The organism is Anabaenopsis sp. NIES-4685 (assembly GCF_059725405.1).
This window is the reverse complement of record NZ_AP043602.1, coordinates 1,564,185-1,587,157: the sequence shown is the minus strand read 5'-3', so window position 1 is coordinate 1,587,157 and position 22,973 is coordinate 1,564,185. Positions and strand designations below refer to the sequence as shown.

The following is a 22,973-nucleotide window of genomic DNA, read 5'->3' as shown; positions in this document are numbered from 1 at the left end:
AATTTTTCTGTTCTAAGTATGGTTCAGTATACTCTCGCTCAAAGTCCAGAAATTATGCTCACTGTTTCTGGAAAAGATTCAGCCAAAGCCCGTGATAAAGCCATGGATCAGCTGATGGAATTAATGGATGCTGGTAAGTTACCCACAGAATTGGAGGAGGGGTTTGGCCCTCAACAATTAATTGAGGTGAAGTCACAGACAAATTTTTCTGTCAGTGGTGAGGACAGTATTACAGAAGCTGTTCAGATTTTGAATAATCTCGCCACACTCAAGCTGAAGGTGCAGGAATCACGCGCCGAAGCCCTAGAAATTCGTCACGCTGTTGATGTTTTGTTTTCAGATAATCCGGTAACTGAAGAGGAAATTAATCGCCTCAAGGAAGGTTTTAAAGTCCTAAAAAACTTTGCCCAGGCTAATTTACGCTACCAGGAAGCTAGAGCTAAAGCCGAACACGCTCGGCAAATTTTAGATCAAGCTTTAAAGTCGCCCTAACAATAAATAAAAAAATAAGGAGCAGATTAATCTACTCCTTATTTACTGGGGCGCTAGGATTCGAACCTAGGGATGGCGGGACCAAAACCCGCTGCCTTACCGCTTGGCTACGCCCCAATGATTCACACTATGACAATATAGCAGCCTAACCAGGGGTAATGTCAAGTACCTTGACGAGAAATTTCCGAAAAATTTCCCCCTCTAAATTTTTTTGATTTACCAGTTGCAAATTCAGTTAAATAGGATATAATAGTAAAGTTGAAACCAAGGGCGGGTGGCGAAACTGGTAGACGCACCACACTCAAAATGTGGCGGCCTTGCGGTCATAGGAGTTCGATTCTCCTCCTGCCCATTAATTACAAAGTCAGTTAAACAGATACAACGTCTAAAATTATGCATTAGATCAACTATACGTAAAACATATGGTAGCTTGGTAATTACTGTATCAAATATTGTTTTACCCCCACCCTCACCATTCCCTTGTGAAGGGAATGGGACTTTATTTTTTTGCTTCCCCTAATCCCTAATCCCTAATCCCTAATCCCTGTTCCCCGTTCCCTAATCATCACTTTTCCAACATATTCTCAGCAATATATGTTAGAGTTGAGGTGTCTTTAAGGTTAGTAGGTTTCAACCCTTCCAAAGCCGTTTGAGCATCTGCAAACCGTTCTTTGATTGGTCATCTACTAAGATATTTTCCGGTTTCACATCTCGATGAATTACCGGAGGTATGCGATTTTGTAAATATACTAATATTTCTAAAACTTTAACTGCTATGTGTTTAATTTCCTCCGGGTCAAAACTGCGCCCGATGGCTAAACTCTCGGCGTTTTTATACTCTTGAACTAAACAAAAGCCGTCATCTGTTGCAAATGCGCCCAAATATTCAGGAATACCAGAGTGTTTCAGTCCCTTTAATACTTGAATTTCCCGCTCATGTTCCTTATACGCTGACCAACTCGAACCAGTCTGAGCAAAACAGAACTGTTTAATTACTACCTGCTTACCTGTCTGTAACTGTGACGCTAACCAAGCAATTCTCCCCCCTTCCCGGTTGCGTCCCAATTCCCTTATTACTTCATAACCCTGTGGTGTAAAGTCTGGATGGTTCATTATTTAGTAGCAGCAAATAACTGTGATTAATGTAACACTTATAAACCATCTTTAAACACCCTTGGCGAACCTTGGCGTTAAAAAAACCACCTCAAAAACCTAGGGTGCAATCAAATGCTCCTCAGACCGGCGATATTGAGCAATTAACCGGCGGCGTTGAATGGGTGGATAGAGCAGCATAGTTACAAAGGGTAAACCCGTAGCTAATAGGGCTAATAAAATGTAGGGGTGAAGCGTTCCCACTGCTACCGCAATACCGCTACTGATTCCTAATCCGGCGGTGAATAGTCCCAACTTCTTACCGCCAAATTCAATCACAGGTTCAATCATAGATACAATCACAAATTCAATCCCAGCCACAATCACAGCCACAATCACAGGCACAATCCCAATCCCAATCACATTCCCAATCACAGCGGCCACCAACCCAGCCTCAAACCCAGCCTCAAACCCAGCCGCAAACCCAGCCGCAATCCCAGCCCCAATCCCAGGCCCATAAGCAGCCCCAATCCCAGCCGCATAAACCCCAATCGCAGCCTCATTATCCCCAATCACAGCCGCAGTCCAATTCCCAATCACAGCCCCAAAGAAAGCCCCAATCCCAGCCGCAATCCCAGCCGCAAACAAAGCCGCAATCCCATAATACTCAATCCCAGCCGCAATCCCAATCACAATCCCAAACCCAATCACAACCCCAAACCCACCACCAGACAAAGCAAGATATCCATTTCTGGTGGTACTAGCCCAAATCCCAGCCCTCTTGACAAACCCAATCCAAGCCCCAAACACACCCCCAATCGCAGCCCCAATCACAGCCGGAATCACAGCCGGAATCCCAGCCCCAATCACAGCCCCATAAGCAGCCGCAATCCCAGCCCAAATGAGAGGAACAAGTAGATAACCTGCATAACCTAACCCAGCAAAAATCAACAACGAACCCACCAACCCCAAATAAGGAACCGATCGCCGTTCAATAGGTAAAGGCGCTGTTTTTACCCGCACAGTTAAACTGTGAACCTCCACATTAGCATTACTCCGTAACCACAACCGACGCTCATACAACTTGTCCGCCATTAACTTACTAGTATCTACCCAGACATCACAGTTAATCTCATTACCCTTAAACTCCCTCGGTGATACCACAATCCAACTGTGAGAGTCGGGAGTATGGGGCGGATCTTGGGTATGGGGTGCAACTTCCCACTTACCCTCTAACAAAGTCTCCGACATAGTGTTAACCACTTGTATCGGTTGTTTTAACCTTTCCCCGATGCGAGTAGCTGTCAACTCCAACACCAATGTACTCAACTTCACTTCTGGTACACGCACCACATCCAAGGGTGTCAACGCCTGTAAAGCCGTTTGAGCATCTGCAAACCGTTCTTTCAGCCGTGGTTTAACCATCAACTCCAACCACCCCAGAAACCGCACACTTAACCGGGGTAATAAATCACGGAAATGAATTACATAGGGGTCATCCTCATCTGTCAAATCTTGTATCTGCGTTGACTTTTTCCCTGTGAGTAAACAAATCAACGTAGCACCTAAACCATATAAATCAGAACCCTCCGTGGGTTTACGTAATTGCTCCGGGGGGATAAAACCCGGCGTACCTTGGAACACACTACTAGCCGCCACCTCTTGACTACCAATGCGACTCATGCCAAAGTCAATCAGATACACATTCAATTGGTCATCTACTAAGATATTTTCCGGTTTGACATCTCGATGAATTACCGGAGGTATGCGATTTTGTAAATATACTAATATTTCTAAAACTTTAACTGCTATGTGTTTAATTTCCTCCGGGTCAAAACTGCGCCCGATGGCTAAACTCTCGGCGTTTTTATACTCTTGAACTAAACAAAAGCCGTCATCTGTTGCAAATGCGCCCAAATATTCAGGAATACCGGGGTGTTTCAGTCCCTTTAATACTTGAATTTCCCGCTCATGTTCCTTATACGCTGACCAACTCGAACCAGTCTGAGCAAAACAGAACTGTTTAATTACTACCTGCTGACCTGTCTGTAACTGTGACGCTAACCAAGCAATTCTCCCCCCTTCCCGGTTGCGTCCCAGTTCCCTGATTACTTCATAACCCCGTGGTGTAAAGTCTGGATGGTTCATTATTTAGTAGCAGCAAATAACTGTGATTAATGTAACACTTATAAACCATCTTTAAATACCCTTTGCGAACCTTTGCGCCACCTTTGCGAACCTTTGCGTTAAAAAAACCAAAAACAGAATATCTACCCTTAGATAGATGACAATGGTTTTTGTGGGATGATTGAATAACCTAACAGCAGATTTTGGGATGAGGGGTAATAGCCATGAACTTACAAGAAACCCAATTACAAATTGCTCAATTGCAGCAACAAATGACCTTAACCCTGGATAATCCCCCATCAGTCAAGTTACAAGTTAAGAATATTAACTTTATCCAGAAACAATTAAGAGCTATTAAAAAAGAGCTTAACTTAGTCATTAAAGAAATTAACCAACAAGCTACCCAAACACCTCCAGACAGTATGATCTCATTAGGACTAGATTTATTTGGTCAACGTAAGTTTGCTGGTCAAGTCCGACAAAGTACCAGGAGAGCCATTCAGTCAGAGAAGATCACCTTAAGACAACCTTATATGGAGATGAAAGATTATATAGACCAAGTGTTATTAGAGGGGGATAAACTGAAATTACAAGCAGAACAATATTTACTGTAGTAGTCCCCTCCCCTTGACAAGGAGAGGGTTGGGGTCAGGTTGATTCACCATCCCCAAGTACCCGGACTACCCTTAAAAGGTCCCACAATATCATGGGTCACCCAACCACCGTAAAAATTACCTGGTTGTGGTTGTACTCTTTCCCCATCCACATAGCAAGCATCCATGAGATGGGCATAGAATGCTACATGATACTTAATAGAGGCAAAATTAGCTGTAGGGTCGGGATAGAACCAAGCAGCATTATGTACTTGTTTATCACCCACGCGGATAGTATAGTAACTAGCGATACCTTTCCACTCACAAAAACTAGATTTTGGCATCAATACTAAGTATTCCATTTTGATATCCCCTGGGGGAATATAGTAAGTTGGTGGATGACTAGTTTCTAAAACCCGCTTGGCGCTGTGGGTGTCCACAATGACGACATCATTAAAAATGATTTGAATATGTTTGTTTGTGTCTTCTAGACGAGGGGGACGGGGGTAGTCCCAAACTGATTCTTGTCCGGGACTGGGGTTAATGGGTTGAGGAGACACCATGATTAATAAACATTAAAATCCCATTTTAAACAACGAACTACCCAAAAGCCAAGCATTCACACTTACACAGGGATAGTAAAGCACGCCGAAGCAGTCGAGAGTTTATTTTTTAACTGGCAAATCTGGAGTATGATTAACCATGGTTAAGTATTGATTGCGAGTTCCATCTAAACGGTAGTGATCGCAAATTTGGCAAAGTTTTAAAATATCTAGTTTACCGAAGGATTTTTGATGCTCAATTTTGTTGTCGTTTCGCCACCGCCAAAAAGTTGTTCTATCAATGCGCCGATTTCTGTCAGGCCATCTTCGCTGGGATAAAAACTCGATTAATTCCCCCTCGTCAACGGAATAATTTTCTGGTAACTTCATGAATTTTGCTTTTAATTCCATGAGGGGTATAAGTGGATCTAGATTCGATAGTTTCATCCCAGCACGCTCTTAGGGTTTCATCTTAGTCCAATGATGTGGAAGGATTTATGCACCAAAGTATTCTATGGTTAAATTGCACTGTAACACGGTGAGTTGAATAGCTATGGACACCCTGAAGTGATTTAGTCAATATATATTTGTATTTTTCTTGACTGTCCTACCTCAAGTTTGCTATCTAAATAATAGAGATTTATATTATTTCTCTACAGAGAATAAACTGATTAATATGCAAGTGCAACCCATATGCAACAACTTGACTATTAAGTGTTGGTGAAGATGTGAATAATATGAGTTGTATAATTATTCAGGCAATCTTATGATTATATCAAAATATCCGCGCGATCGCCCGTGTTGACCAACCGCAACAATTGGATCTATCTAGAAATGTATTCTTAAGTCAATCTCTGCATAATTCGCCCAGCTAGAATAGAGCGATCGCTTCATCTGAGTTAGGTATAAAAGGGCGGTATCGAGGACTACCCCGCAAGATTTATCATCATGCTGACTGTAGCTTTTGTAACGATTTATCTTAATCTAATTAATATTAATTTGACAGGAAAATCCACCGGCTAATTCTAGATAAAGTATCAGGAAAAACATAAAAAATAAATTTATTTGTCTAGAATGTGATTTATATAAAAAATCTGTAAATTATTCCGGATAAATATTTCTATTCTTGAGGCCTGATTTAACAGGTGAATATTAATTAAATCTGGAAAATATTAGTTAATAAGGTTTAGTTACAAAGTCTTGTAGGCACATATTTTTAGTCAGGGGTTAGGGATGTGCGCAAGATTGGAGATATTTGCTATGGTTTTGCTGGTTTCAGATACTCTCAAAACTGAGAACCAATTGTAAATAAAAACAAGAAGTAAATCTAGTCTGAATTGTCGTTCCGGTTGAGGGTTTAAGTTAACTTATGAAACTGCGGTTATTTGAGCGAGAACACCTAAAGGTTAAAAGAAGACTGACCATAGCTGTGGTGAGCATATTAGGTGTAATTACTACTATATCTTGTAGTCCAGATAAAGATGTACTGATAACAGAAATAGGTCTTAGTCCTCCTAACAGCCGGACAGTGCAAACATCCTCAGCGGGGAATCTCTATCTTGAGGGTAAAAATAAACACCTCAGAGGTGATTTGCAAGGGGCGATCGCTATTTATGACCAAGTTATTGATCAAGACCCAGACTATGCTCAGGTCTATAAAAGCCGGGGACTGGCTTACTTTGACCTGGGAGACAAGCAAAGGGCGATCGCAGATTACAATCAAGCCATTAATCTGGCTCCTGACGATGGCGAAGCCTATAATTATCGGGGAAATGGCCTAGCTTCCCTAGGAGACTACCAACGGGCGATCGCAGACTATAACGAAGCCATTCGCGTCTCCCCCCGCTATGCCGAAGCCTATAATAATCGGGGAAATGCCCGCGCCGCTCAGGGGGACAATGCAGGGGCCATAGATGACTTCAACCAAGCCATTAGCCTAGATTCTCGCTCTGTCATGGCTTACAATAATCGAGGCAATGCTCGGGCAGCCCAGGGAGACAGACAAGGTGCCATTGGGGACTATAATCAAGCCATTCGCCTCAATTCTTCTTTTGCCCCCGCCTACAATAACCGTGGTAATGCCCGCGCTGCAGAGGGAGACAGAGAAGGGGCGCTGCAAGACCTACAACAAGCTGCCTCTATTTTTCAACAACAAAATAATAATGAATTATATCAACAAGTCATGAACAATATTCGCGAGATTAGGTAGCAATCATTGTGATTAATCCCCTCAATTGGGGGACTAAGCGGATTTGAGACTAACTATACCCACAAGGGGATACAGTGGGGAAATGGCGCTCCCAAATTTATTTACTGAATAAAGATTCAAATTCCGCCTGTAAAGATTTGATCTCTGCCAGCCTAGCAACTAGTATATTCTCATTACCAGCATCTATTAAACGGACTTTCCAATAACGAATACTTTCGGCATTATTTAACCAAAACTTTACTACAGTCTCTCTGACCTGTTCAGTATTCCAACCCCATTTTATGGGTAATGGTTCTACAGATTCTAATAAGGCATCCAAAGTACATCTATGGGTGCTGAGATATTCTACACCGCCACTAATTGGTTTGTTTATGGTCTGTTGTTGATGTTTAAAAAACTCCCAAACAGGAGACACTCCCACAATATCAAAGGTGTATTTCATTCCATCTCTCCCCATATTTAATTACTTGTGTAGAAAATCTTGACGCTGCTAATTAATTCTTGCATACAATCATCTACAGCCATCTAGAAAAAATATTTTCTTCGCCCATAATATGACAAGAATTACCTGGGAAAATTAGCACTCTAAAGCAGAGAGTGCTACTATGTTTTTGGTTCTTTATTGTATTATTAAATGAATTTGTGGATTATTTAAGAGGTAAACTGTATTTTTAATAATTTGTTAACAAATGCCGGGGGAGAGTTAGCGGCTTTAGCTGCTGCTGCTTTGTGGGCGATCGCCTCGGTGGTGTATGGCTTTGTGGGAAATCATATTCCGCCCCTGGGACTGAATTCACTCAAGGGGATAGTAGCGATCGCCCTGCTAATTTTCACCATCTTAGTAACTGGGGAATCCTTACCCACATCCGCCCCCACGCCGATTTTTTTACTGTGCTTGAGCGGAGTAATCGGTATTAGCTGGGGTGATACTGCTTTTATGGGGGCGCTCAATTATTTGGGCCACGTCGTGTGTTACTTATCGGTACCCTGTCCCCTCCCATCACGGCTATCCTGTCTATGATTTGGCTGGGTGAAAGTTTAAATATTAGAGCTTGGTGTGGAATTATAATTACTATTTTAGGAGTTGCTTGGGTAATCACAGAACCGCTTCCCAGTAGCAACAATCATCCCCCCACCCATCTATGGCGGGGGATCGGTTTGGGCTTATTAGCCGCCATCACCAATGCCATAGCTACAGTTATCGCTCGCGTAGCCTTTACTACTGGTAATATATCATCTTTGTGGGCGACTTTATTCCGCTTAAGTGCCGCCCAATTGATTCTCTTTGGCTGGCTGTGGTTCCCCAAAGGCCAGGCCCAAGCCTTATCCTATACCTCTTCTAAACCATCCTGGCGGGTCATTTTCGCCGCGTGCTTTGGGGCTTTTTGTGGTACTTATTTAGGTATTTGGCTACAACAAACAGCGATTAAATTCACAGCTGCGGGAATTGCGTCCACCTTATTACAGACCAGTCCCCTATTTGTCATCCCTATTGCTATATGCATTGGGGAAAAAGTGAGTTGGCGAGGGATGGCGGGGGTGATGATTGCCATCATTGGCATTGGATTGTTATTTTTTGACTAGCAGACCACCTTGGGAGTTCTAAATCATCTTTTTGGTCGTAGCTTTGTACAGACGTTCCGCCGGAAAGTCTGTACAGCAACCTTAAACCAAATCAAACATCCTTTCAGACATCCTCTAAAGTACGAAATAGGGCGCTATGCGCCTATTAATCCAGGTTTTTCGGCATTTTTGTTATAATGACTACCTGATTTGCGATGTTCAACGGCAGTCATACCATTATGTTCTAACAATTCACCTTCCTCGACAACAGCATAAATTAAGTATCTGTCGCCACATTCGAGTAAGTTGGTCACAGTACATTCCAGATAAGCTAATGCTTGAGTTAAAATCAAACAACCATTATTAGCCACCTTTGTCTCAAGATTGTTAAAGGGATTTTCCCCTATTGTGCTTTGACGGCAGAAATAACGCCGTAAATTTCGATTTTCTTCGAGAATATTCAGCACAAATTTGTCGCCGGGTTGACGCATTAAATCTGCATTTTGGTCTTGACCAATGGCAATTATAATTCCTGGTGGGTTAAACGTTGCCTGAGATACCCATGAGGTTAAAATACCTTTATGGCTTTCTACATCACGAGTTGTCACCACACATAAAGAACCAATAATCCTTCCTACAGCTTGTTCAGTACGATCTATTTTCGCTTCCGTCACCACTTGGCGGAGAGTCCGCAGTTTCTTTGTTTTCTTTAAGTTTTGGGCAAAAGTCGCACCTGCTGACTGACAGTGTTGAACAGTTTCTGGTGTGGGACTAAAGCGCACCCGAATAGTTTCAAAGCCTAAACTGTAGTTAGCGTCTTTCAGTTTGCTTTCAATTAAATCTATAGCTTCGCCACTCCAACCGTAGGAGCCAAACACTCCTGCTAACTTGGTTTTCGCCGCTGTTGAAAGAACTATCCCTAAAGCAGTTTGAATTTGGGTGGGTGGATGACCCCCTAAAGTCGGAGAGCCGATAATAAAACCATCGCTGGCTTCAATTATACGGGTAATTTCTGTGGGGTCTGCCAATTCACAATTGATAGACTCAACATTGACATGATTTGCAATCAAACCTTGAGCAATGGCATGAGCTAAAATTGCCGTACTACCATAAGCAGAAGTATAAAGCAAAGCAACCCTTAAATCTTGAGATTTCTGTGCTTGACACCATTGACGGTAATCATAAGTAAAACGACTCAGACTGTAACGCACCACCGGGCCATGACCAGGAGCATAACATCTAGCCGGCAAAACAGCCAATTTATCTAAAACTGCTTCAACTTGTTTCCCTTGGGGTGCATGAAGACAGTCAAAGAAATAATGACGTTCTGCGTCTAATTTTTTCCAATCTTCATCAAATAAGGTATCTTCGCAAATATGAGCGCCAAAAAATTTGTCTGTGTATAAAATCTTAGTTCCAGGGTCATAAGTACAAAGACCATCAGGCCAACGAGGAGTAGGAACTGTAATAAATGACAGGCGATGTTTTTGTCCTAAATCTAAAGTATCTTCAAAACGCACAGCTTGAATGCGTGATTCCCACTCAGGAAAAGCACTTTTCAAAGCATTTGCAGCAGGACGAGAGCAAATTAACTTAGCTTGCGGTGCAAGGGAAAGTAACTTTTTGAGGGTAACTTGGCGGTTAGGATTCACGTGACCGAGAATAATGTAATCAAGGGTAGTGAAATCCAGATATTTTTCTAGTTCCTTTAGGTAAATAGCCGTAAAAGATTCACCAGGAGGGTCAATTAAAGCTTTTTTGTCAGCCAGAATTAGATAAGAATTGGCTGTAGTCCCTTTTTGACGGGAGTACTCAACTTCAAACTTTAGGCGTTCCCAAGTACGCGATCGCAAAATGAGCGTATTTTCCCCAATATTTGCCACTTGTACGTCTCTGGGACGACTGAATGTCGCAATAGTCATAATACTCTCCTGTGTTCTTTCAGTTCTTAATCACTAACTTTTGTTGATAGCGATTGCTATATTGTTTTTCTGGGTCTATACCTTCAAAAGTAGGCGGTATCCAAACTCGCAAAACTAACAGTACCCCCAGGACTAGCAAAAAGGCACAAGTCGCTAAAACTTGGCTCCAATCGGTTTCTAGTACACCTTTAACAATCACTTCTCTTAAAGCTGAAACAATAGCAACTTCTACAGCTACTCCAATAGATATGCGTTGTTCTTGCAGGTAAATAATCAGTAGTCGGAATAATTCCACTAAAATCAGTAAAAACAAAATATCGGCGGTCACAACATGGAAATCTAAAGGAGGAAGCAGGGAGAGAAACATATCCCACACTTGGATTACCATGAAGCTAAATAAACCCATACACAAGGAAACTACAATCACATCTTGGATAAATTCCAATGTGCGGACGATGCGACACCGATTGATTTCGTACACAGAAATTTCACTATCTTCCAGAACAGGTTTGTACATATAGGACTCCTATGTGATTTTTCAACCAGACTCAGTACACACGGCAATTCTTCTTACCTGTTCCCTACTTAGACAAATCAATTCAGAAACCAAACCGGATTTCTAGATCAATGAAAATTGCGGATTGGGCTGTAATTGAAAATTCTGAGTTACTGATTTAGTAATGATTGCCGATTTTGCGGTGATGAACAGCAGTTAAAGCGTTAACATTGGCTACTCTGCCAGTTTTAACAGTGCTGTAAATAACCCAATGGTCACCACAATCCATCCGGTTAGTGATTTCACATTCCATATAGGCTAAAGCATCTACCAAGATGGGAGAACCATTACTTGCTGGATAAGTTTTCACTCCTTCAAAGCGATTAGCACCCGGAGCAAACCGTTTCAGGAAATGTTTGATTAATCCTTGATGGTTATCTTCTCCCAAGACATTTAAAACAAAGCGATCGCCCAGTTGCATTAAAGATGCAATAGCTCGTTCCTTGGACACAGCAATGGCAACTCCTAAAGGCGTTAAACTTGCTTGTGTCACCCAAGAAGCCAACATTGCACTTTTAACCTCCCCTTTTTGGGTAGTAACAATATATAATCCTGAGCTAATTCTGCCTAGGGCTTGTTCTAAGTTGCTGTTAATGGATTGGATTTTTTTACTAGTGCGATCGCTACCCCGGCTTTGTCGGTCACGGGTCAACCATTGACCCATATCTGTACCTGCTTCTTCACACAATTTTTCTGTTTTTTGTCCTGGAATCTCTTTAATTAAAATCGGAGGGAATGCTTCAACTAATCCTAAGTCTTGAAACTTATTGCGTAAGGGATAAACAGGCTCATCTTCTCCGCCACCAGATTCTAATAAACCTATAGCCTGCTTCTGATGTACAGCCGCCAAAATAGTATTTAAAGCAGATTGAGCCGTCACTGAATATTGGGATGGCATAGCAATCACTATCCCAGCAGCTTGAGATACCAATTCTCTAACTTCTTGTAATTCAGCAGTATTAATGTCTATTAGTTCTACAGCTACACCTGTTTTAGTACATCCATGTCCCAAAGTATGCACTAAATGTTCACCATAACCGTAATCTTCAGCATAAAATAAAGCCACCAATATCTCTGTTTTAGCTTTGGCTAAACTCCAAGTTTTATAATTCTCGAACCAGTCAGAAATATGATGCCTTAACAAAGGTCCGTGACCTGTAGCTACGGTATTTATTTCTAAATTTTCAATCCGTTTTAATGCTGCTAAAACAGACCGCGAATTGGGTCCCATCAGACAGTCATAGTAATATTTAAAATCTCCTGCAATAGTAGAGAAATATTCATCATAGGTATGGTCATCACAATAATGCATCCCAAACACATCGCAGGTATAGAGAATCCCTGTTTTGTGCTCGTAGGTCAAAATTGTATCAGGCCAGTGTAAGTTAGGGGCGGATATAAACTCTAATTGGTAACCATTACCTAAATCTAAACGCTGTCCGCTTTTGACCAGCAATGATTTAAATGGCTGGTGAACCATATTTTCGAGAAACTGAATTGCTACCTTAGACCCAACAACAGTAATCTCAGGAGCTAACTGCAAAATATCCTTAACTAAACCACTATGGTCTGGTTCGGTGTGGTTAATAACTAAATAGTCTATTTTATTTAAATCAATTAAACCTGCAACTATCTCAAGATATAGTTGCTCAAATTTGCGATGTGAGGTGTCAACTAAAGCAATTTTTTCACCTTGAATTAAGAAAGAGTTATATGTTGTTCCATTTCGTAAACCAAATTCGATATCAAAACGTTCCCTATCCCAATCAAGACAACGAATAGCAGTTGTTTTAGAGGCAATTTCTACCGTTTGAACGGTCAAACGTCCTACATTAATAGCTTGAGTATCTTCTGTAAGTATGACCATTGATTTTCACCTCAAAAATATGGGAAATTCACTACTCTTTTATTTTGAACTAAAAACCACTATTAGTAAAATTTCAATTTCTCAAGCTATTGATTAGTAATATTTATCTGTTGTTGACCATAAAACGAGACCTGAGCCAATGGCTTTTAGACATGGGGATAAGTCGATAGCGACTTTAGTCGCATTAGAACGATTGACTGGCTTTAGCCACAGTGGTATAATAGTGAAAGGGAGTAAGAACAACCATCTACGTAAAGAAACATCCTAGTGCGGAGAAATCCCGGCAACGGACATATCCAACTTGATTTGGAATAGTTAAAGGGCAAATAATGGCAGGATGTTGAGCGTACCTAACTGGCATTGCGATGGACTCACCAAAGCAAAAAAAAAGTAAGCGCAATTGCAATACCTTTTGTCCTGGTAGTTGTTTTGAGCGTGTAGGGTGTTTTTGCCAGCACCATTGAAGGTCAGTTTGTGGACTCTTCAAGAATCCCCCGGCTTTAGACGTGGGGAGTGTCAAATCCAGCAAAAACAGTCGGTTGGATGCAGCAAGAATCCCACGCACTTCGGCTGCGCTCAGTACAAGCTGAGTGCAAGTGCTTCTGGGCGTGGGAGTGTCAATCTTGCAAACTACTGTGTAAAACTATCAAACTTTGCGCCAATTGACTGAGGCGGGTTTCTAGATATTGTTTGCGCCCTAAAAGTTGACGTAATTTTTGGTAACGGGCGATCGCCACGCTCACTATGGGTAATTCATCTGCTGGACAAGGACGTGACCAAACTTTACCAGCAGCATCCAAACCACAAAGATTATAACCAGTGCGGGGGGATTGATCAGAATTTCTACAAATCTCCTCTACATATTCCATCAGGCGGTCAACTTCCCCATGGCGGAGTGTCGCAGTTCCTCCTGGTTCTGGTTCTTTGACATGGGATTCTAACCAGCCATTAATAATCGGTCCTTCTAAGTAAATCTTTTGAATCTGTTCTATTATTGTTTGTAGTTCTGTTTGCCAACCAGTGATATGTTGCCCTATGTCTTGCAGTATATTCGTGGCTAATGCCGGATTAGCGCCGTGGCGATGACTACTAAAGCTAGGATGTTTAAATTTGGGTAAGTTGGGGGTTTTGCCACCCATCTGATGGGCGGGAAAGGTTTGCACACAGTGATGTTGTCCAACTAAATTCTCAACGCTTGAATGCTCACTAGGGGATACTGCGCCTAGTTCGTCGGTGTCTTTTTTACGTGAGCTAGATTCCGCCCCCCCGGTGCTAATCCTAAAGGAGAAAGACGACTTTAACGAATCACCGGCTGGGGTGGTTGTAGTACTACGATTGCCTAAATCATGTAAAGTGGCTTCAATACGTTTTAAACCTGTTTTCATAAAAATATCCTGAAATGTCATGTTTCCACTAGTTTGGAAGAGTTCAGAATGCAGTCGTTGGGATAACCGTTATATTAGGATACAGTTTTGGGCAAAGTCATCTTAGTTACAGGACCAGCAAGGTCTGGTAAAAGTGAATGGGCGGAAACTCTGGCTATAAAGTCTGGTAAACCGGTGGTTTACGTCGCTACAGCCACTGAAAACCCAGAGGATACAGAATGGCAACAGCGTCTTCAAGAACACCAAAAACGTCGTCCCTCACATTGGGTAACGCTTTTGGTACCTGTAGAATTATCGACTACTCTAGCAGATGCCCAGCCAAATACCTGCCTTTTGATTGATTCTTTGGGTACTTGGGTCGCTAATCTTCTCGAACAAGATGAAGATACTTGGAGAAACACTCTAACAGAGTTATTGGCAACACTGCCACTGGTAGCTGCAAATATTATATTTGTGGCGGAGGAAACCGGTTGGGGTGTGGTTCCAGCTTACCCTCTTGGTCGCCAGTTTCGCGATCGCTTGGGTTGTCTTGTCCGCCAGTTAGGTGCTGTTTGTGAACCTGTTTATTTAGTTACGGGTGGTCATGTTCTCAATCTCAGCCTTTTGGGTACACCATTATGACCATCTCCTCAGCGCCCTGTCAGTTACTGTACCACTACTAAAATCTTAATTTGAAATTAAACATTCCCCCTTCAAAAATCCCCTGTAAAAATTTAAAATCATCCTATGGCAACTCAAAAAGAAGTAAGAGAGTATCTTGCCTACTGGTTTCAGTTGGGTAAGAAGGTGTTAACGGGCAATGGTCAGGCAAGTTTTTTGCCCGTACCTGTGCTGAAGGGTGGTGGCTACAGTGAGGAATTTGAAGAATGTTGGCAAAAAATTATCTCTCAGACAACTGGCGAATGTTACCTTGAGGGCACTTATGAAACCATTAGCGAACTCCTAACACCAGCTTGGGAACTTTTACCTTGTGGCCGTTGTCAGATGCCAATACCCAAGCGTAACTTAGGAATGCCGGCTTTGTTATGTCCTTGCAATGATTTACCTACTTGGCCTAACAGTGAATTACCAGCGCCCCGCACCCCCGTTAATACCCAATCACATTTAATGTCAATTCGTAATCGCATTGAGAGTAATTACAGCTGAAAGTGACGCATCTAAATTATTGGTAGGTTTTTTGCCGTTGCACCTCGTATAACATTAAAGCAGCTGCGATCGCCACATTCAAAGACTCTACTCCTGGACTCAGGGGTATTTTCACTTGCTGGTCTGCCATGGCGGCTAAATCTGGCGACAACCCAGCCCCTTCATTCCCCAGTAAAATTAAACTCGGTTTTCGCCAGTCTACATCCCAGTAGGTTAAATTTGCTGTGGGTAGAGTTGCTACTACCTGCATTCCGGCTTGCTGACTTTGTTTGACTGTCCCTTGCAAATCTTCGGTTACTGCTGTGTTGACGCGAAACCACTGTCCTGCAGAGGCACGTAAAACTTTGGGGCTGTCTACGTCTACACTATCACGACTCAGCCATAACCCCGTAGCGCCAGTGGCTGCAGCCGTGCGAATTATTGTCCCTAGATTACCTGGGTCTTGAATAGTTTCCAGGGCGAGGACTAAACCAGTAAACGGCACTTGAGTTTGATTAATCCGCCGTTTTGCTGTGGCAATTACACCATCTGGTTGCACTGTGGTAGCGATCGCCTCTAAAATTTCTTTACTAACGATTTCTACCCTTTCACTGTGGTTACAAGCTGCTTCCCAGATTACCGGGTGGGACATTTGCCATTCTGGCGTGCAACAGACTGTTACTAGTGGGTAATTCACCTGGCAAGCCTCCTGCAACAGGTGTGTTCCTTCCAGTAAACATAATTCTTGCTTATGACGCTCTTTGGTAGAGTGCAGCTTGCGGATTTGCTTGACTAAAGGGTTTTGGAGACTAGTTAACACAATTGGATAGTTTTGATTTTGGATTAGTCCAATCTCAAAAGAATTTCACAATCAAACACTTATGCGGAACCCGGGACTTGAACCCGGAAGCCTTGCGGCACTAGAACCTGAATCTAGCGCGTCTGCCAATTCCGCCAGTTCCGCTGGCATTCATTTTGATCAACGATTCATCATTATCACTTAAATATTTATTTTTGTCAAGTACCATCCCTAAATTATTCTTTCCACCTAGACTGGGGCAAGTCTGACCACCTCACAAAGCTTACTCCAGAATGTTTATAGACCTTAAGGAACCTGTGAATTCAAATTTATTAATACGAGATGTCTAAGAAAATGTAGAGAAATTAACTCTTTACTGTAGAATCAAAACCAACTTCTAACCTATAAAATTACGTATTGTTTTTGGAGGTAGGCTTATTAATCCTTCTAGCAGCTTACCAGATGCCAAGATTTCTCAGGAAGCAGACTCCTCAGTCTTGCAAATACGGGGTAGGCATCCTTTACGAGGCCATGTGAAAATCAGTGGGGCTAAAAATTCCGCACTAGTGATTATGGCTGGATCTTTGCTGTGTTCAGGCGATTGTCGCATCCGCAATGTTCCATTACTGGCGGATGTAGAAAGAATGAGTGAGGTTTTGTCAGCTTTAGGTGTTCGCCTCACCAGAGAAGGTGACATTTTAGATATCAACGCCAGGGAAATTACCACATCAACAGCTCCTTACGAATTAGTTACCCAATTAAGGGCTAGTTTCTTTGCCATTGGGGCGATTGTGGCTCGGCTGGGGGTAGCACAAATGCCATTACCAGGTGGTTGTGCCATTGGAGCTAGACCAGTGGATTTACATGTGCGCGGACTCGAGTCCATGGGGGCTCAAGTGCGGATTGAACATGGCATTTGTCATGCTTATGTTCCAGGGAGTGGTGGTAGGTTAAAAGGGGCTAAAATTTACCTAGATAGCCCCAGTGTGGGAGCTACGGAAACTTTAATGATGGCCGCCACCCTCGCGGATGGGGAAACCATTATTGAAAACGCGGCACGAGAGCCAGAAGTCGTGGATTTGGCTAATTTCTGTAACGGTATGGGGGCTAAGATTCAGGGTGCTGGCAGTAGTCAGATTAAAATAGTGGGTGTGACCAAGTTACATTCTATCGACTACAGTATTATTCCCGATCGCATTGAGGCGGGAACGTTCTTAGTAGCTGGAGCTATGACTGGTTCAGAAATTAGTATGTCTCCAGTGTTACCAAACCACCTAATTCCAGTAATTGCTAAATTGCGGAAAATGGGTTTAACGATCATGCAAGATGCACCAGACTGCTTACGTATCCTCCCCGCATCCACCCTCAGAGCTACGGATATTGAAACTTTACCCCATCCTGGTTTTCCCACGGATATGCAAGCGCCATTTATGGCTTTACTGAGTGTGGCTGAGGGTGACAGCCTGATTAATGAATCGGTGTTTGAAAATCGGCTGGGTCATGCGTCTGAGTTGAATCGCTTGGGAGCAGATATTCGGGTCAAGGGTAATACTGCCTTTGTGCGGGGAGTGCCGATTTTATCCGGAGCACCAGTTATAGGCGCAGATTTACGGGCTTCCGCAGCATTAGTTTTAGCAGGACTCGCAGCTGAAGGAGAAACGACGTTTCAGGGATTACAGCATCTTGACCGCGGCTATGATCGAATTGATCTGAAATTACAGCAACTAGGGGCGAAAATACTGCGCGTGGTTGCTGTACCTCAAGATCCGGAATTAACTCCTAGCAGCAGTACTCCCCCAGCCTAAACTGGGGTACTCGGGGATCAGGGGTAATGAATGGGTACTGGGGACTGGGGACTGGCACTCAGGACTCAGCACTCGTTATACTAGCTGTGGGAGGCTGTTGATCTTCTGTTTTTTCAGGTTGTTATATCATGTCCTTGTTCAAAACTCCGCTCATCGGCTTAAAAGCTGACTCCTTTCGTCATCCATTAGACCTACAAGCCACCACATCTCTTAAGCAGATACCAGGTCTGGATATGATGGTGCGAAATTGGCTCGGACCGGTCGCCGAACAGGTTTTTTATGTGGAAAATATTGCCTCCAGTGTGTTGGTGGGTGAAAAACAATTGCCTGATTTATACCAATTATTGTTAGAAGCCTGCAAAATCTTGGATATAGACCCTCCCCAGTTATATATCCGCCAACATCCGGCTCCTAATGCTTATACTTTTGCTATGCGGGGTAAGCAGCCTTTTATTGTCCTCCATACTTCTTTGGTGGAACTGTTGACCCCACAGGAAATACAGGCGGTGATCGCCCATGAATTAGGACATCTTAAGTGTGACCACAGCGTTTATTTAACACCTGTGAATCTCTTGGTCTTAGCAGCTGCAATTGTCCCCAATGTGGGTACTTTTATCGCCCAAGCCATACAAACACAATTATTAGAATGGGTACGCTGTGCTGAGTTTACCTGCGATCGCGCTGCATTACTCGCTACCCAAGACCCCAAAGTTGTGATGTCAGTCTTAATGAAGTTAGCCGGTGGTTCCCCTACCCTAGCACCACAACTTAATTTAGAGGCCTTTGTCGCCCAAGCTCGTGCTTACGATGACATTAGTAAAACCGAAATGGGGGAAATGGTCAAAGCCACTCGCACATCCCAATTAACTCATCCAGTCCCAGTTCTAAGAGCTAGAGAAATTGACCGTTGGTCTAGCAACCAAGAATATCAATCTTTATTGCAAAATCATGGAAAATCTACCAGTGAAGTTACATCCCCTGGAGGATGGCGCAATTGGTAGGATAGGACAACACCAAAAAAAAGGGGAAGATTTTTTCTCTTCCCCCTTTGGGTGCTTTGTCAGCTTGTTTGAGTTTTTGGCGTAACATTTGTCTTTGCTTTTTCAGTTGGCGTTTTCTCGCAGAACCGCCCCTACCTTTATCGTTTCTCCCTTCTCTGCGGGGAGATTCCCATCTTTTGAGTTGCATTGCTTGCTTATTTGCTCGGTTTAATCCTTGGAGGTGGTGCGTGTACCAGAACTTAAGTTGAGTACATCGGTGTTGGAGTTGACAGCTACTCGCATCGGGGAAAGGTTAAAACAACCGATACAAGTGGTTAACACCATGTCGGAGACTTTGTTGGAGGGGAAATGGGAAGTTAGTTACACCCCATCCCCAAAACCCAGCCCATACCCCAGACTCTCACGGTTGGATTGTGGTATCACCGAGGGTTAGTAGCTAGTTACTCTTTTCTTAACTAATAATAACAAAAACTCACAGTTGCTGAAAATTTCCTCTCATCTTTTCGCTTTGTGACAGAATTACAGTAAAATCACTGTATGCTACTAAGATTCAAAACCCAACTTAAAGTCAACAAGCAACACCGACTACTACTAGGATAACACCCAGGAGTAGCCAGACACGCTTGGAATCAAGGGTTAGCACTTTGTCAACAGGTTAACACCTCATGGCTATTTGTTGTGAAACTTAAAGGCAAAATCTTCTCACCCACAGCAAAACCAACCCCGGATCTATATCTCTACCCTAGGGTAGATGACAAACTTACAGCTATTCTAACTTAAAGTTATTTACACTTGTATAAATTTTAATAAACTGTCTGCTAAATTACTAACAGCTATCCTTTATATTTAAATTTCTGCCCTTGTATATCCCCTAGTTTCCCATGTCCAGACTTTTGATTAGCCAGTACCAAGCAGAAGTAGCCAAAATTATCCAGTTTGGCGGTTCCCGTAAAGAAACTGCTATTCGGAGGCCTTTTCAAAATCTTTTGAATGGATATTGCCAAGCTAAGGACTTTGTGTTAATTGAAGAGTTGGATTTTAAGTTACCTAATGGTAAAGTGGTTCGTCCCGATGGTACGGTTAAGGATGCTTTGCGATTAGATTGGGGGTACTGGGAAAGTAAAGACGAAGATGATAATTTAGATCAAGAAATTGAGAAAAAGTTAAATAAAGGTTATCCTAGTAGTAACATCCTCTTTGAAGACTCCCAAACTGCGGTTTTAATTCAAAACGCCACAGAAACCCAGCGGGTATCGATGAAGGATGCTGAAGCTTTAGACGCACTAATTACCAACTTTATTAATTATGTCAGACCGGAAGTTAGAGATTTTCGGTCAGCTATAGAGAGTTTTAGGCAAGATTTACCCACTATCTTAGATTATCTCAGAGATTTAATTGATAGTCAAGGGGAAACTAACAGTAATTTTCAAACAGCAAGGAATAAGTTTTGGTCAATCTGTCAGGAGTCCATTAACCCAGAAATCAGTTTAATTGATATTCGCGAAATGATGATTCAGCACATCCTCACAGAGGATATTTTTCTCAATATTTTTAACGAATCTCAGTTTCACACAGAAAACAATGTCGCACGGGAGTTACAAGGGGTAATTGCTACCTTCTTTACTGGAAGTGTGAAGCGTAACGCTTTAGGGAGTATTGAAAGGTATTATGCCGTAATTCGGCGCACAGCGGCTAATATTGCTAATCATCAAGAAAAGCAAAGGTTTCTGAAGTCTTTGTATGAGAACTTTTATAAAGCTTATAACCCCAAAGCAGCGGATAGGTTAGGAATTGTCTATACTCCTAACGAGATTGTCCGGTTTATGATTGAAAGTACAGACTTTTTAGTACATAAACATTTTGGAAAGTTGTTAGCTGATCGGGATGTGGAGATTTTAGACCCAGCGACGGGTACGGGGACTTTTGTGACTGAGTTGATTGATTATTTACCTGCTCATTGCTTAGAGTACAAGTATAAGCATGAGATCCACTGTAACGAGGTGGCGATTTTACCTTATTATATTGCGAATTTGAATATTGAGTACACCTATAAGCAGAAGATGGGGGTGTATGAGGAGTTTGAGAATATCTGTTTTGTGGATACTTTAGATAATACGCTGTTTGTGGGTAAGCAGATGGATCTGTTTGCGATGACTGTGGAGAATACAGCGAGGATTAAAAGACAGAATGATAGAACTATTTCGGTGATTATTGGCAATCCTCCTTATAATGCAAAACAGGAGAATTTTAATGATGATAATGCTAATCGGGGTTATGAGGCAATAGATAGGTTAATTAAGGGCAGTTACGTTAAACATAGTCAGGCTCAAAATAATATTGTCCTGTATGATATGTATACCCGGTTTATTAGATGGGCTTCTGATAGGTTGGGTAATAATGGGATTATTGCCTTTGTTTCTAATAGTTCTTTTATTGATTCTATTGCTTATGACGGGTTTAGAAAAGTTGTAGCGAAAGAATTTAATGAGATTTATGTAATTGACACTAAAGGTAATGCGCGCACCAGTGGAGAAAGAAGACGTAAAGAGGGCGGTAATGTTTTTAGTGATGAAATTAGGGTAGGGATAGCTGTTTATTTTTTAATCAGGAATGAACACGCTCAAGGGTTTAAGGTTTATTATGATGCGATTGAAGATTATACAAATGCAGAGGATAAGAAAAAATATTTTAGTTCTCGGAAGTTTAAAGATTTAGGTTTTAATCATTTTAAACCAGATAGTAACGGTAACTGGATAAATCAAACTGATAATGATTTTGATAGTCTTTTACCTGTGGTTGATAAGAATGTAAAAGCAGGTAAAGGACAAGAAGCTGTATTTAAGTTGTTTTCTAGGGGTGTAGCAACTCAACGAGATGAGTGGGTTTATGATTTATCTGTGAAAAATTTAATAGCTAAGATGAAATGGTTTGTAAAAATTTATCAAAGTCAATTTGAAAAATCACCAGAAACAGAACTTTCTCAAGAAATCAAATGGGACGATGATTTGAGAACTTACTTTCAACGAAAAATACAGAAAAAATTTGAGAAAAATAGCATAATCACAAGTTTATATAGACCGTTTTATAAACAGAATTTATATTTTGATAAGCATTTTAATGGTAGAACATATCAATGGTTTACTATACATAATAGTAATGACTTAGAAAATAAATATATTGCTTTCTCAGGTATTGGTTCAAGTAAATATTTTCACTGTCTCGCCTCTAATTTAATAATTGGATTAGATACAATTGAAAAAACTCAATGTCTCCCCCTGTACAGATACGACCAAAAAGGAAACCGCATAGATAACATCACCGACTGGGGACTAGAACAAATTCAAACCCATTACCAAGACACAACAATTACTAAAATAGATATCTTCCACTACACCTATGGGGTGCTACATAACCCAGAGTACCGCCAAAAATACGAACTCAATTTAAAGCGAGACTTTCCCCGGTTACCTTTATATGATAACTTTCCCCAATGGGTGGACTGGGGAAAACAACTCATGGATTTACATATTAATTATGAAACTGTCACACCCTACAAACTCAGTCGGGTTGATATTCCTTTAAAGGGTAACCAAACCACACCCAAGCCAAAGTTAAAAGCTGATAAAACCAAAGGGATTATCATCTTAGATGATGTGACCACATTACAAGGTATACCTAGTATAGCATGGGAATATATGCTGGGCAATCGTTGCGCTTTGGAATGGATTTTAGATCAATATAAGGAGAAGAAACCCAAAGACCCGACTATTGCGGAAAAGTTTAATACTTACCGGTTTGCAGACTATAAGGAACAGGTGATAGATTTGTTGATGCGGGTGTGTAGAGTCAGTGTGGAAACTATGAATATTGTTAATCAGATGTCGGGTGGTTAAGA

At 41.8% G+C, this 22,973-nt stretch carries 20 protein-coding genes, 3 tRNA genes and 1 pseudogene; 11 read left to right on the top strand and 13 right to left on the bottom strand.

What is annotated here, in order from left to right; all coding sequences use genetic code 11:
- Positions 1-18 precede the first annotated feature (18 nt).
- Complete coding sequence (locus AC6IZ0_RS06960; protein WP_497725556.1) at positions 19-492, top strand: hypothetical protein; 474 nt, start codon at positions 19-21, stop codon at positions 490-492.
- A 45-nt stretch (positions 493-537) separates the two neighbouring features.
- Here the strand turns inward: AC6IZ0_RS06960 and AC6IZ0_RS06955 are convergent.
- Positions 538-609, bottom strand: a tRNA-Gln gene (locus AC6IZ0_RS06955).
- Between the two features lie 151 nt (positions 610-760).
- Here AC6IZ0_RS06955 and AC6IZ0_RS06950 point away from each other — a divergent pair.
- Positions 761-844: transfer RNA gene (locus tag AC6IZ0_RS06950), tRNA-Leu, on the top strand.
- 278 nt (positions 845-1,122) lie between these two features.
- Here AC6IZ0_RS06950 and AC6IZ0_RS06945 read toward each other — a convergent pair.
- Positions 1,123-1,605, bottom strand: a complete 483-nt coding sequence (locus AC6IZ0_RS06945) for a serine/threonine protein kinase (protein WP_497725555.1) — start codon at positions 1,603-1,605, stop codon at positions 1,123-1,125.
- A gap of 99 nt (positions 1,606-1,704) precedes the next feature.
- Positions 1,705-3,732 (bottom strand): serine/threonine protein kinase, encoded by a 2,028-nt coding sequence (locus tag AC6IZ0_RS06940; protein ID WP_497725554.1) that lies wholly within the window; start codon positions 3,730-3,732, stop codon positions 1,705-1,707.
- A 203-nt stretch (positions 3,733-3,935) separates the two neighbouring features.
- On the opposite strand from AC6IZ0_RS06940, the gene AC6IZ0_RS06935 reads away from it, so the two are divergent.
- Positions 3,936-4,325, top strand: a complete 390-nt coding sequence (locus AC6IZ0_RS06935; protein WP_497725553.1) for a hypothetical protein — start codon at positions 3,936-3,938, stop codon at positions 4,323-4,325.
- 44 nt (positions 4,326-4,369) lie between these two features.
- Here AC6IZ0_RS06935 and AC6IZ0_RS06930 read toward each other — a convergent pair whose 3' ends face one another.
- The gene (locus tag AC6IZ0_RS06930; protein ID WP_497725552.1) at positions 4,370-4,867 is read right to left on the bottom strand and encodes a DUF427 domain-containing protein; all 498 of its coding nucleotides are present in this window, start codon (positions 4,865-4,867) and stop codon (positions 4,370-4,372) included.
- Positions 4,868-4,969: 102 nt separating this feature from the next.
- Complete coding sequence (locus tag AC6IZ0_RS06925; protein ID WP_271731445.1) at positions 4,970-5,293, bottom strand: hypothetical protein; 324 nt, start codon at positions 5,291-5,293, stop codon at positions 4,970-4,972.
- 922 nt (positions 5,294-6,215) lie between these two features.
- Here AC6IZ0_RS06925 and AC6IZ0_RS06920 point away from each other — a divergent pair.
- The gene (locus tag AC6IZ0_RS06920; protein WP_497725551.1) at positions 6,216-7,055 is read left to right on the top strand and encodes a tetratricopeptide repeat protein; all 840 of its coding nucleotides are present in this window, start codon (positions 6,216-6,218) and stop codon (positions 7,053-7,055) included.
- 97 nt (positions 7,056-7,152) lie between these two features.
- Here the strand turns inward: AC6IZ0_RS06920 and AC6IZ0_RS06915 are convergent, their stop codons facing one another.
- A complete protein-coding gene (locus AC6IZ0_RS06915) occupies positions 7,153-7,497 on the bottom strand; it encodes a hypothetical protein (protein WP_271731447.1) in 345 nt (114 codons plus the stop codon).
- Between the two features lie 306 nt (positions 7,498-7,803).
- On the opposite strand from AC6IZ0_RS06915, the pseudogene AC6IZ0_RS06910 reads away from it, so the two are divergent.
- Positions 7,804-8,639, top strand: a pseudogene (locus AC6IZ0_RS06910) (DMT family transporter).
- Positions 8,640-8,773: 134 nt separating this feature from the next.
- Here the strand turns inward: AC6IZ0_RS06910 and AC6IZ0_RS06905 are convergent.
- From AC6IZ0_RS06905 to AC6IZ0_RS06890, 4 genes are all read right to left on the bottom strand, one after another.
- On the bottom strand, positions 8,774-10,540 hold the full coding sequence (locus AC6IZ0_RS06905; RefSeq protein WP_497725550.1) for a diflavin flavoprotein: 1,767 nt from the start codon (positions 10,538-10,540) through the stop codon (positions 8,774-8,776).
- Between the two features lie 19 nt (positions 10,541-10,559).
- Positions 10,560-11,057, bottom strand: coding sequence for a phosphate-starvation-inducible PsiE family protein (locus tag AC6IZ0_RS06900; protein WP_271731685.1), 498 nt, complete (start codon positions 11,055-11,057; stop codon positions 10,560-10,562).
- 157 nt (positions 11,058-11,214) lie between these two features.
- Positions 11,215-12,963 (bottom strand): diflavin flavoprotein, encoded by a 1,749-nt coding sequence (locus tag AC6IZ0_RS06895; protein WP_497725549.1) that lies wholly within the window; start codon positions 12,961-12,963, stop codon positions 11,215-11,217.
- A gap of 617 nt (positions 12,964-13,580) precedes the next feature.
- Positions 13,581-14,348 carry a hypothetical protein gene (locus AC6IZ0_RS06890; protein ID WP_497725548.1) on the bottom strand — a complete coding sequence of 256 codons (768 nt, stop codon included), beginning with the start codon at positions 14,346-14,348 and terminating at the stop codon, positions 13,581-13,583.
- Positions 14,349-14,435: 87 nt separating this feature from the next.
- Here AC6IZ0_RS06890 and cobU point away from each other — a divergent pair, with 87 nt between their 5' ends.
- Both cobU and AC6IZ0_RS06880 read left to right on the top strand, forming a co-directional pair.
- A complete protein-coding gene (cobU, locus tag AC6IZ0_RS06885) occupies positions 14,436-14,969 on the top strand; it encodes a bifunctional adenosylcobinamide kinase/adenosylcobinamide-phosphate guanylyltransferase (protein ID WP_280791366.1) in 534 nt (177 codons plus the stop codon).
- 105 nt (positions 14,970-15,074) lie between these two features.
- A complete protein-coding gene (locus AC6IZ0_RS06880; RefSeq protein WP_497725547.1) occupies positions 15,075-15,494 on the top strand; it encodes a hypothetical protein in 420 nt (139 codons plus the stop codon).
- A gap of 16 nt (positions 15,495-15,510) precedes the next feature.
- Here AC6IZ0_RS06880 and AC6IZ0_RS06875 read toward each other — a convergent pair whose 3' ends face one another.
- A complete protein-coding gene (locus AC6IZ0_RS06875; RefSeq protein ID WP_497725546.1) occupies positions 15,511-16,293 on the bottom strand; it encodes a TrmH family RNA methyltransferase in 783 nt (260 codons plus the stop codon).
- A 62-nt stretch (positions 16,294-16,355) separates the two neighbouring features.
- Positions 16,356-16,437, bottom strand: a tRNA-Leu gene (locus AC6IZ0_RS06870).
- A gap of 272 nt (positions 16,438-16,709) precedes the next feature.
- On the opposite strand from AC6IZ0_RS06870, the gene murA reads away from it, so the two are divergent.
- Complete coding sequence (murA, locus tag AC6IZ0_RS06865) at positions 16,710-18,077, top strand: UDP-N-acetylglucosamine 1-carboxyvinyltransferase (protein ID WP_497726013.1); 1,368 nt, start codon at positions 16,710-16,712, stop codon at positions 18,075-18,077.
- Between the two features lie 128 nt (positions 18,078-18,205).
- Positions 18,206-19,078 (top strand): M48 family metallopeptidase, encoded by an 873-nt coding sequence (locus AC6IZ0_RS06860; RefSeq protein WP_497725544.1) that lies wholly within the window; start codon positions 18,206-18,208, stop codon positions 19,076-19,078.
- Here the strand turns inward: AC6IZ0_RS06860 and AC6IZ0_RS06855 are convergent.
- Positions 19,047-19,265 (bottom strand): hypothetical protein, encoded by a 219-nt coding sequence (locus tag AC6IZ0_RS06855; protein ID WP_280791365.1) that lies wholly within the window; start codon positions 19,263-19,265, stop codon positions 19,047-19,049. The genes AC6IZ0_RS06860 and AC6IZ0_RS06855 overlap by 32 nt on opposite strands.
- Before the next feature lie 33 nt (positions 19,266-19,298).
- Here AC6IZ0_RS06855 and AC6IZ0_RS06850 point away from each other — a divergent pair, with 33 nt between their 5' ends.
- Together AC6IZ0_RS06850 and AC6IZ0_RS06845 are read left to right on the top strand one after the other, a co-directional pair.
- Positions 19,299-19,511, top strand: a complete 213-nt coding sequence (locus tag AC6IZ0_RS06850; RefSeq protein WP_280805606.1) for a hypothetical protein — start codon at positions 19,299-19,301, stop codon at positions 19,509-19,511.
- Between the two features lie 448 nt (positions 19,512-19,959).
- Entirely contained in the window at positions 19,960-22,971 is a 3,012-nt protein-coding gene (locus tag AC6IZ0_RS06845; RefSeq protein ID WP_497725543.1) for a type ISP restriction/modification enzyme, read from the top strand.
- Positions 22,972-22,973 lie beyond the last annotated feature (2 nt).

Bases quoted from the DNA above. Each gene is read 5' to 3' on its own strand.
- AC6IZ0_RS06960 (WP_497725556.1), top strand. From the start codon at position 19: ATGGTTCAGTATACTCTCGCTCAAAGTCCAGAAATTATGCTCACTGTT.
- AC6IZ0_RS06945 (WP_497725555.1), bottom strand. From the start codon at position 1,605: ATGAACCATCCAGACTTTACACCACAGGGTTATGAAGTAATAAGGGAA.
- AC6IZ0_RS06940 (WP_497725554.1), bottom strand. From the start codon at position 3,732: ATGAACCATCCAGACTTTACACCACGGGGTTATGAAGTAATCAGGGAA.
- AC6IZ0_RS06935 (WP_497725553.1), top strand. From the start codon at position 3,936: ATGAACTTACAAGAAACCCAATTACAAATTGCTCAATTGCAGCAACAA.
- AC6IZ0_RS06930 (WP_497725552.1), bottom strand. From the start codon at position 4,867: ATGGTGTCTCCTCAACCCATTAACCCCAGTCCCGGACAAGAATCAGTT.
- AC6IZ0_RS06925 (WP_271731445.1), bottom strand. From the start codon at position 5,293: ATGAAACTATCGAATCTAGATCCACTTATACCCCTCATGGAATTAAAA.
- AC6IZ0_RS06920 (WP_497725551.1), top strand. From the start codon at position 6,216: ATGAAACTGCGGTTATTTGAGCGAGAACACCTAAAGGTTAAAAGAAGA.
- AC6IZ0_RS06915 (WP_271731447.1), bottom strand. From the start codon at position 7,497: ATGAAATACACCTTTGATATTGTGGGAGTGTCTCCTGTTTGGGAGTTT.
- AC6IZ0_RS06905 (WP_497725550.1), bottom strand. From the start codon at position 10,540: ATGACTATTGCGACATTCAGTCGTCCCAGAGACGTACAAGTGGCAAAT.
- AC6IZ0_RS06900 (WP_271731685.1), bottom strand. From the start codon at position 11,057: ATGTACAAACCTGTTCTGGAAGATAGTGAAATTTCTGTGTACGAAATC.
- AC6IZ0_RS06895 (WP_497725549.1), bottom strand. From the start codon at position 12,963: ATGGTCATACTTACAGAAGATACTCAAGCTATTAATGTAGGACGTTTG.
- AC6IZ0_RS06890 (WP_497725548.1), bottom strand. From the start codon at position 14,348: ATGAAAACAGGTTTAAAACGTATTGAAGCCACTTTACATGATTTAGGC.
- AC6IZ0_RS06880 (WP_497725547.1), top strand. From the start codon at position 15,075: ATGGCAACTCAAAAAGAAGTAAGAGAGTATCTTGCCTACTGGTTTCAG.
- AC6IZ0_RS06860 (WP_497725544.1), top strand. From the start codon at position 18,206: ATGTCCTTGTTCAAAACTCCGCTCATCGGCTTAAAAGCTGACTCCTTT.
- AC6IZ0_RS06855 (WP_280791365.1), bottom strand. From the start codon at position 19,265: ATGCAACTCAAAAGATGGGAATCTCCCCGCAGAGAAGGGAGAAACGAT.
- AC6IZ0_RS06845 (WP_497725543.1), top strand. From the start codon at position 19,960: ATGTCCAGACTTTTGATTAGCCAGTACCAAGCAGAAGTAGCCAAAATT.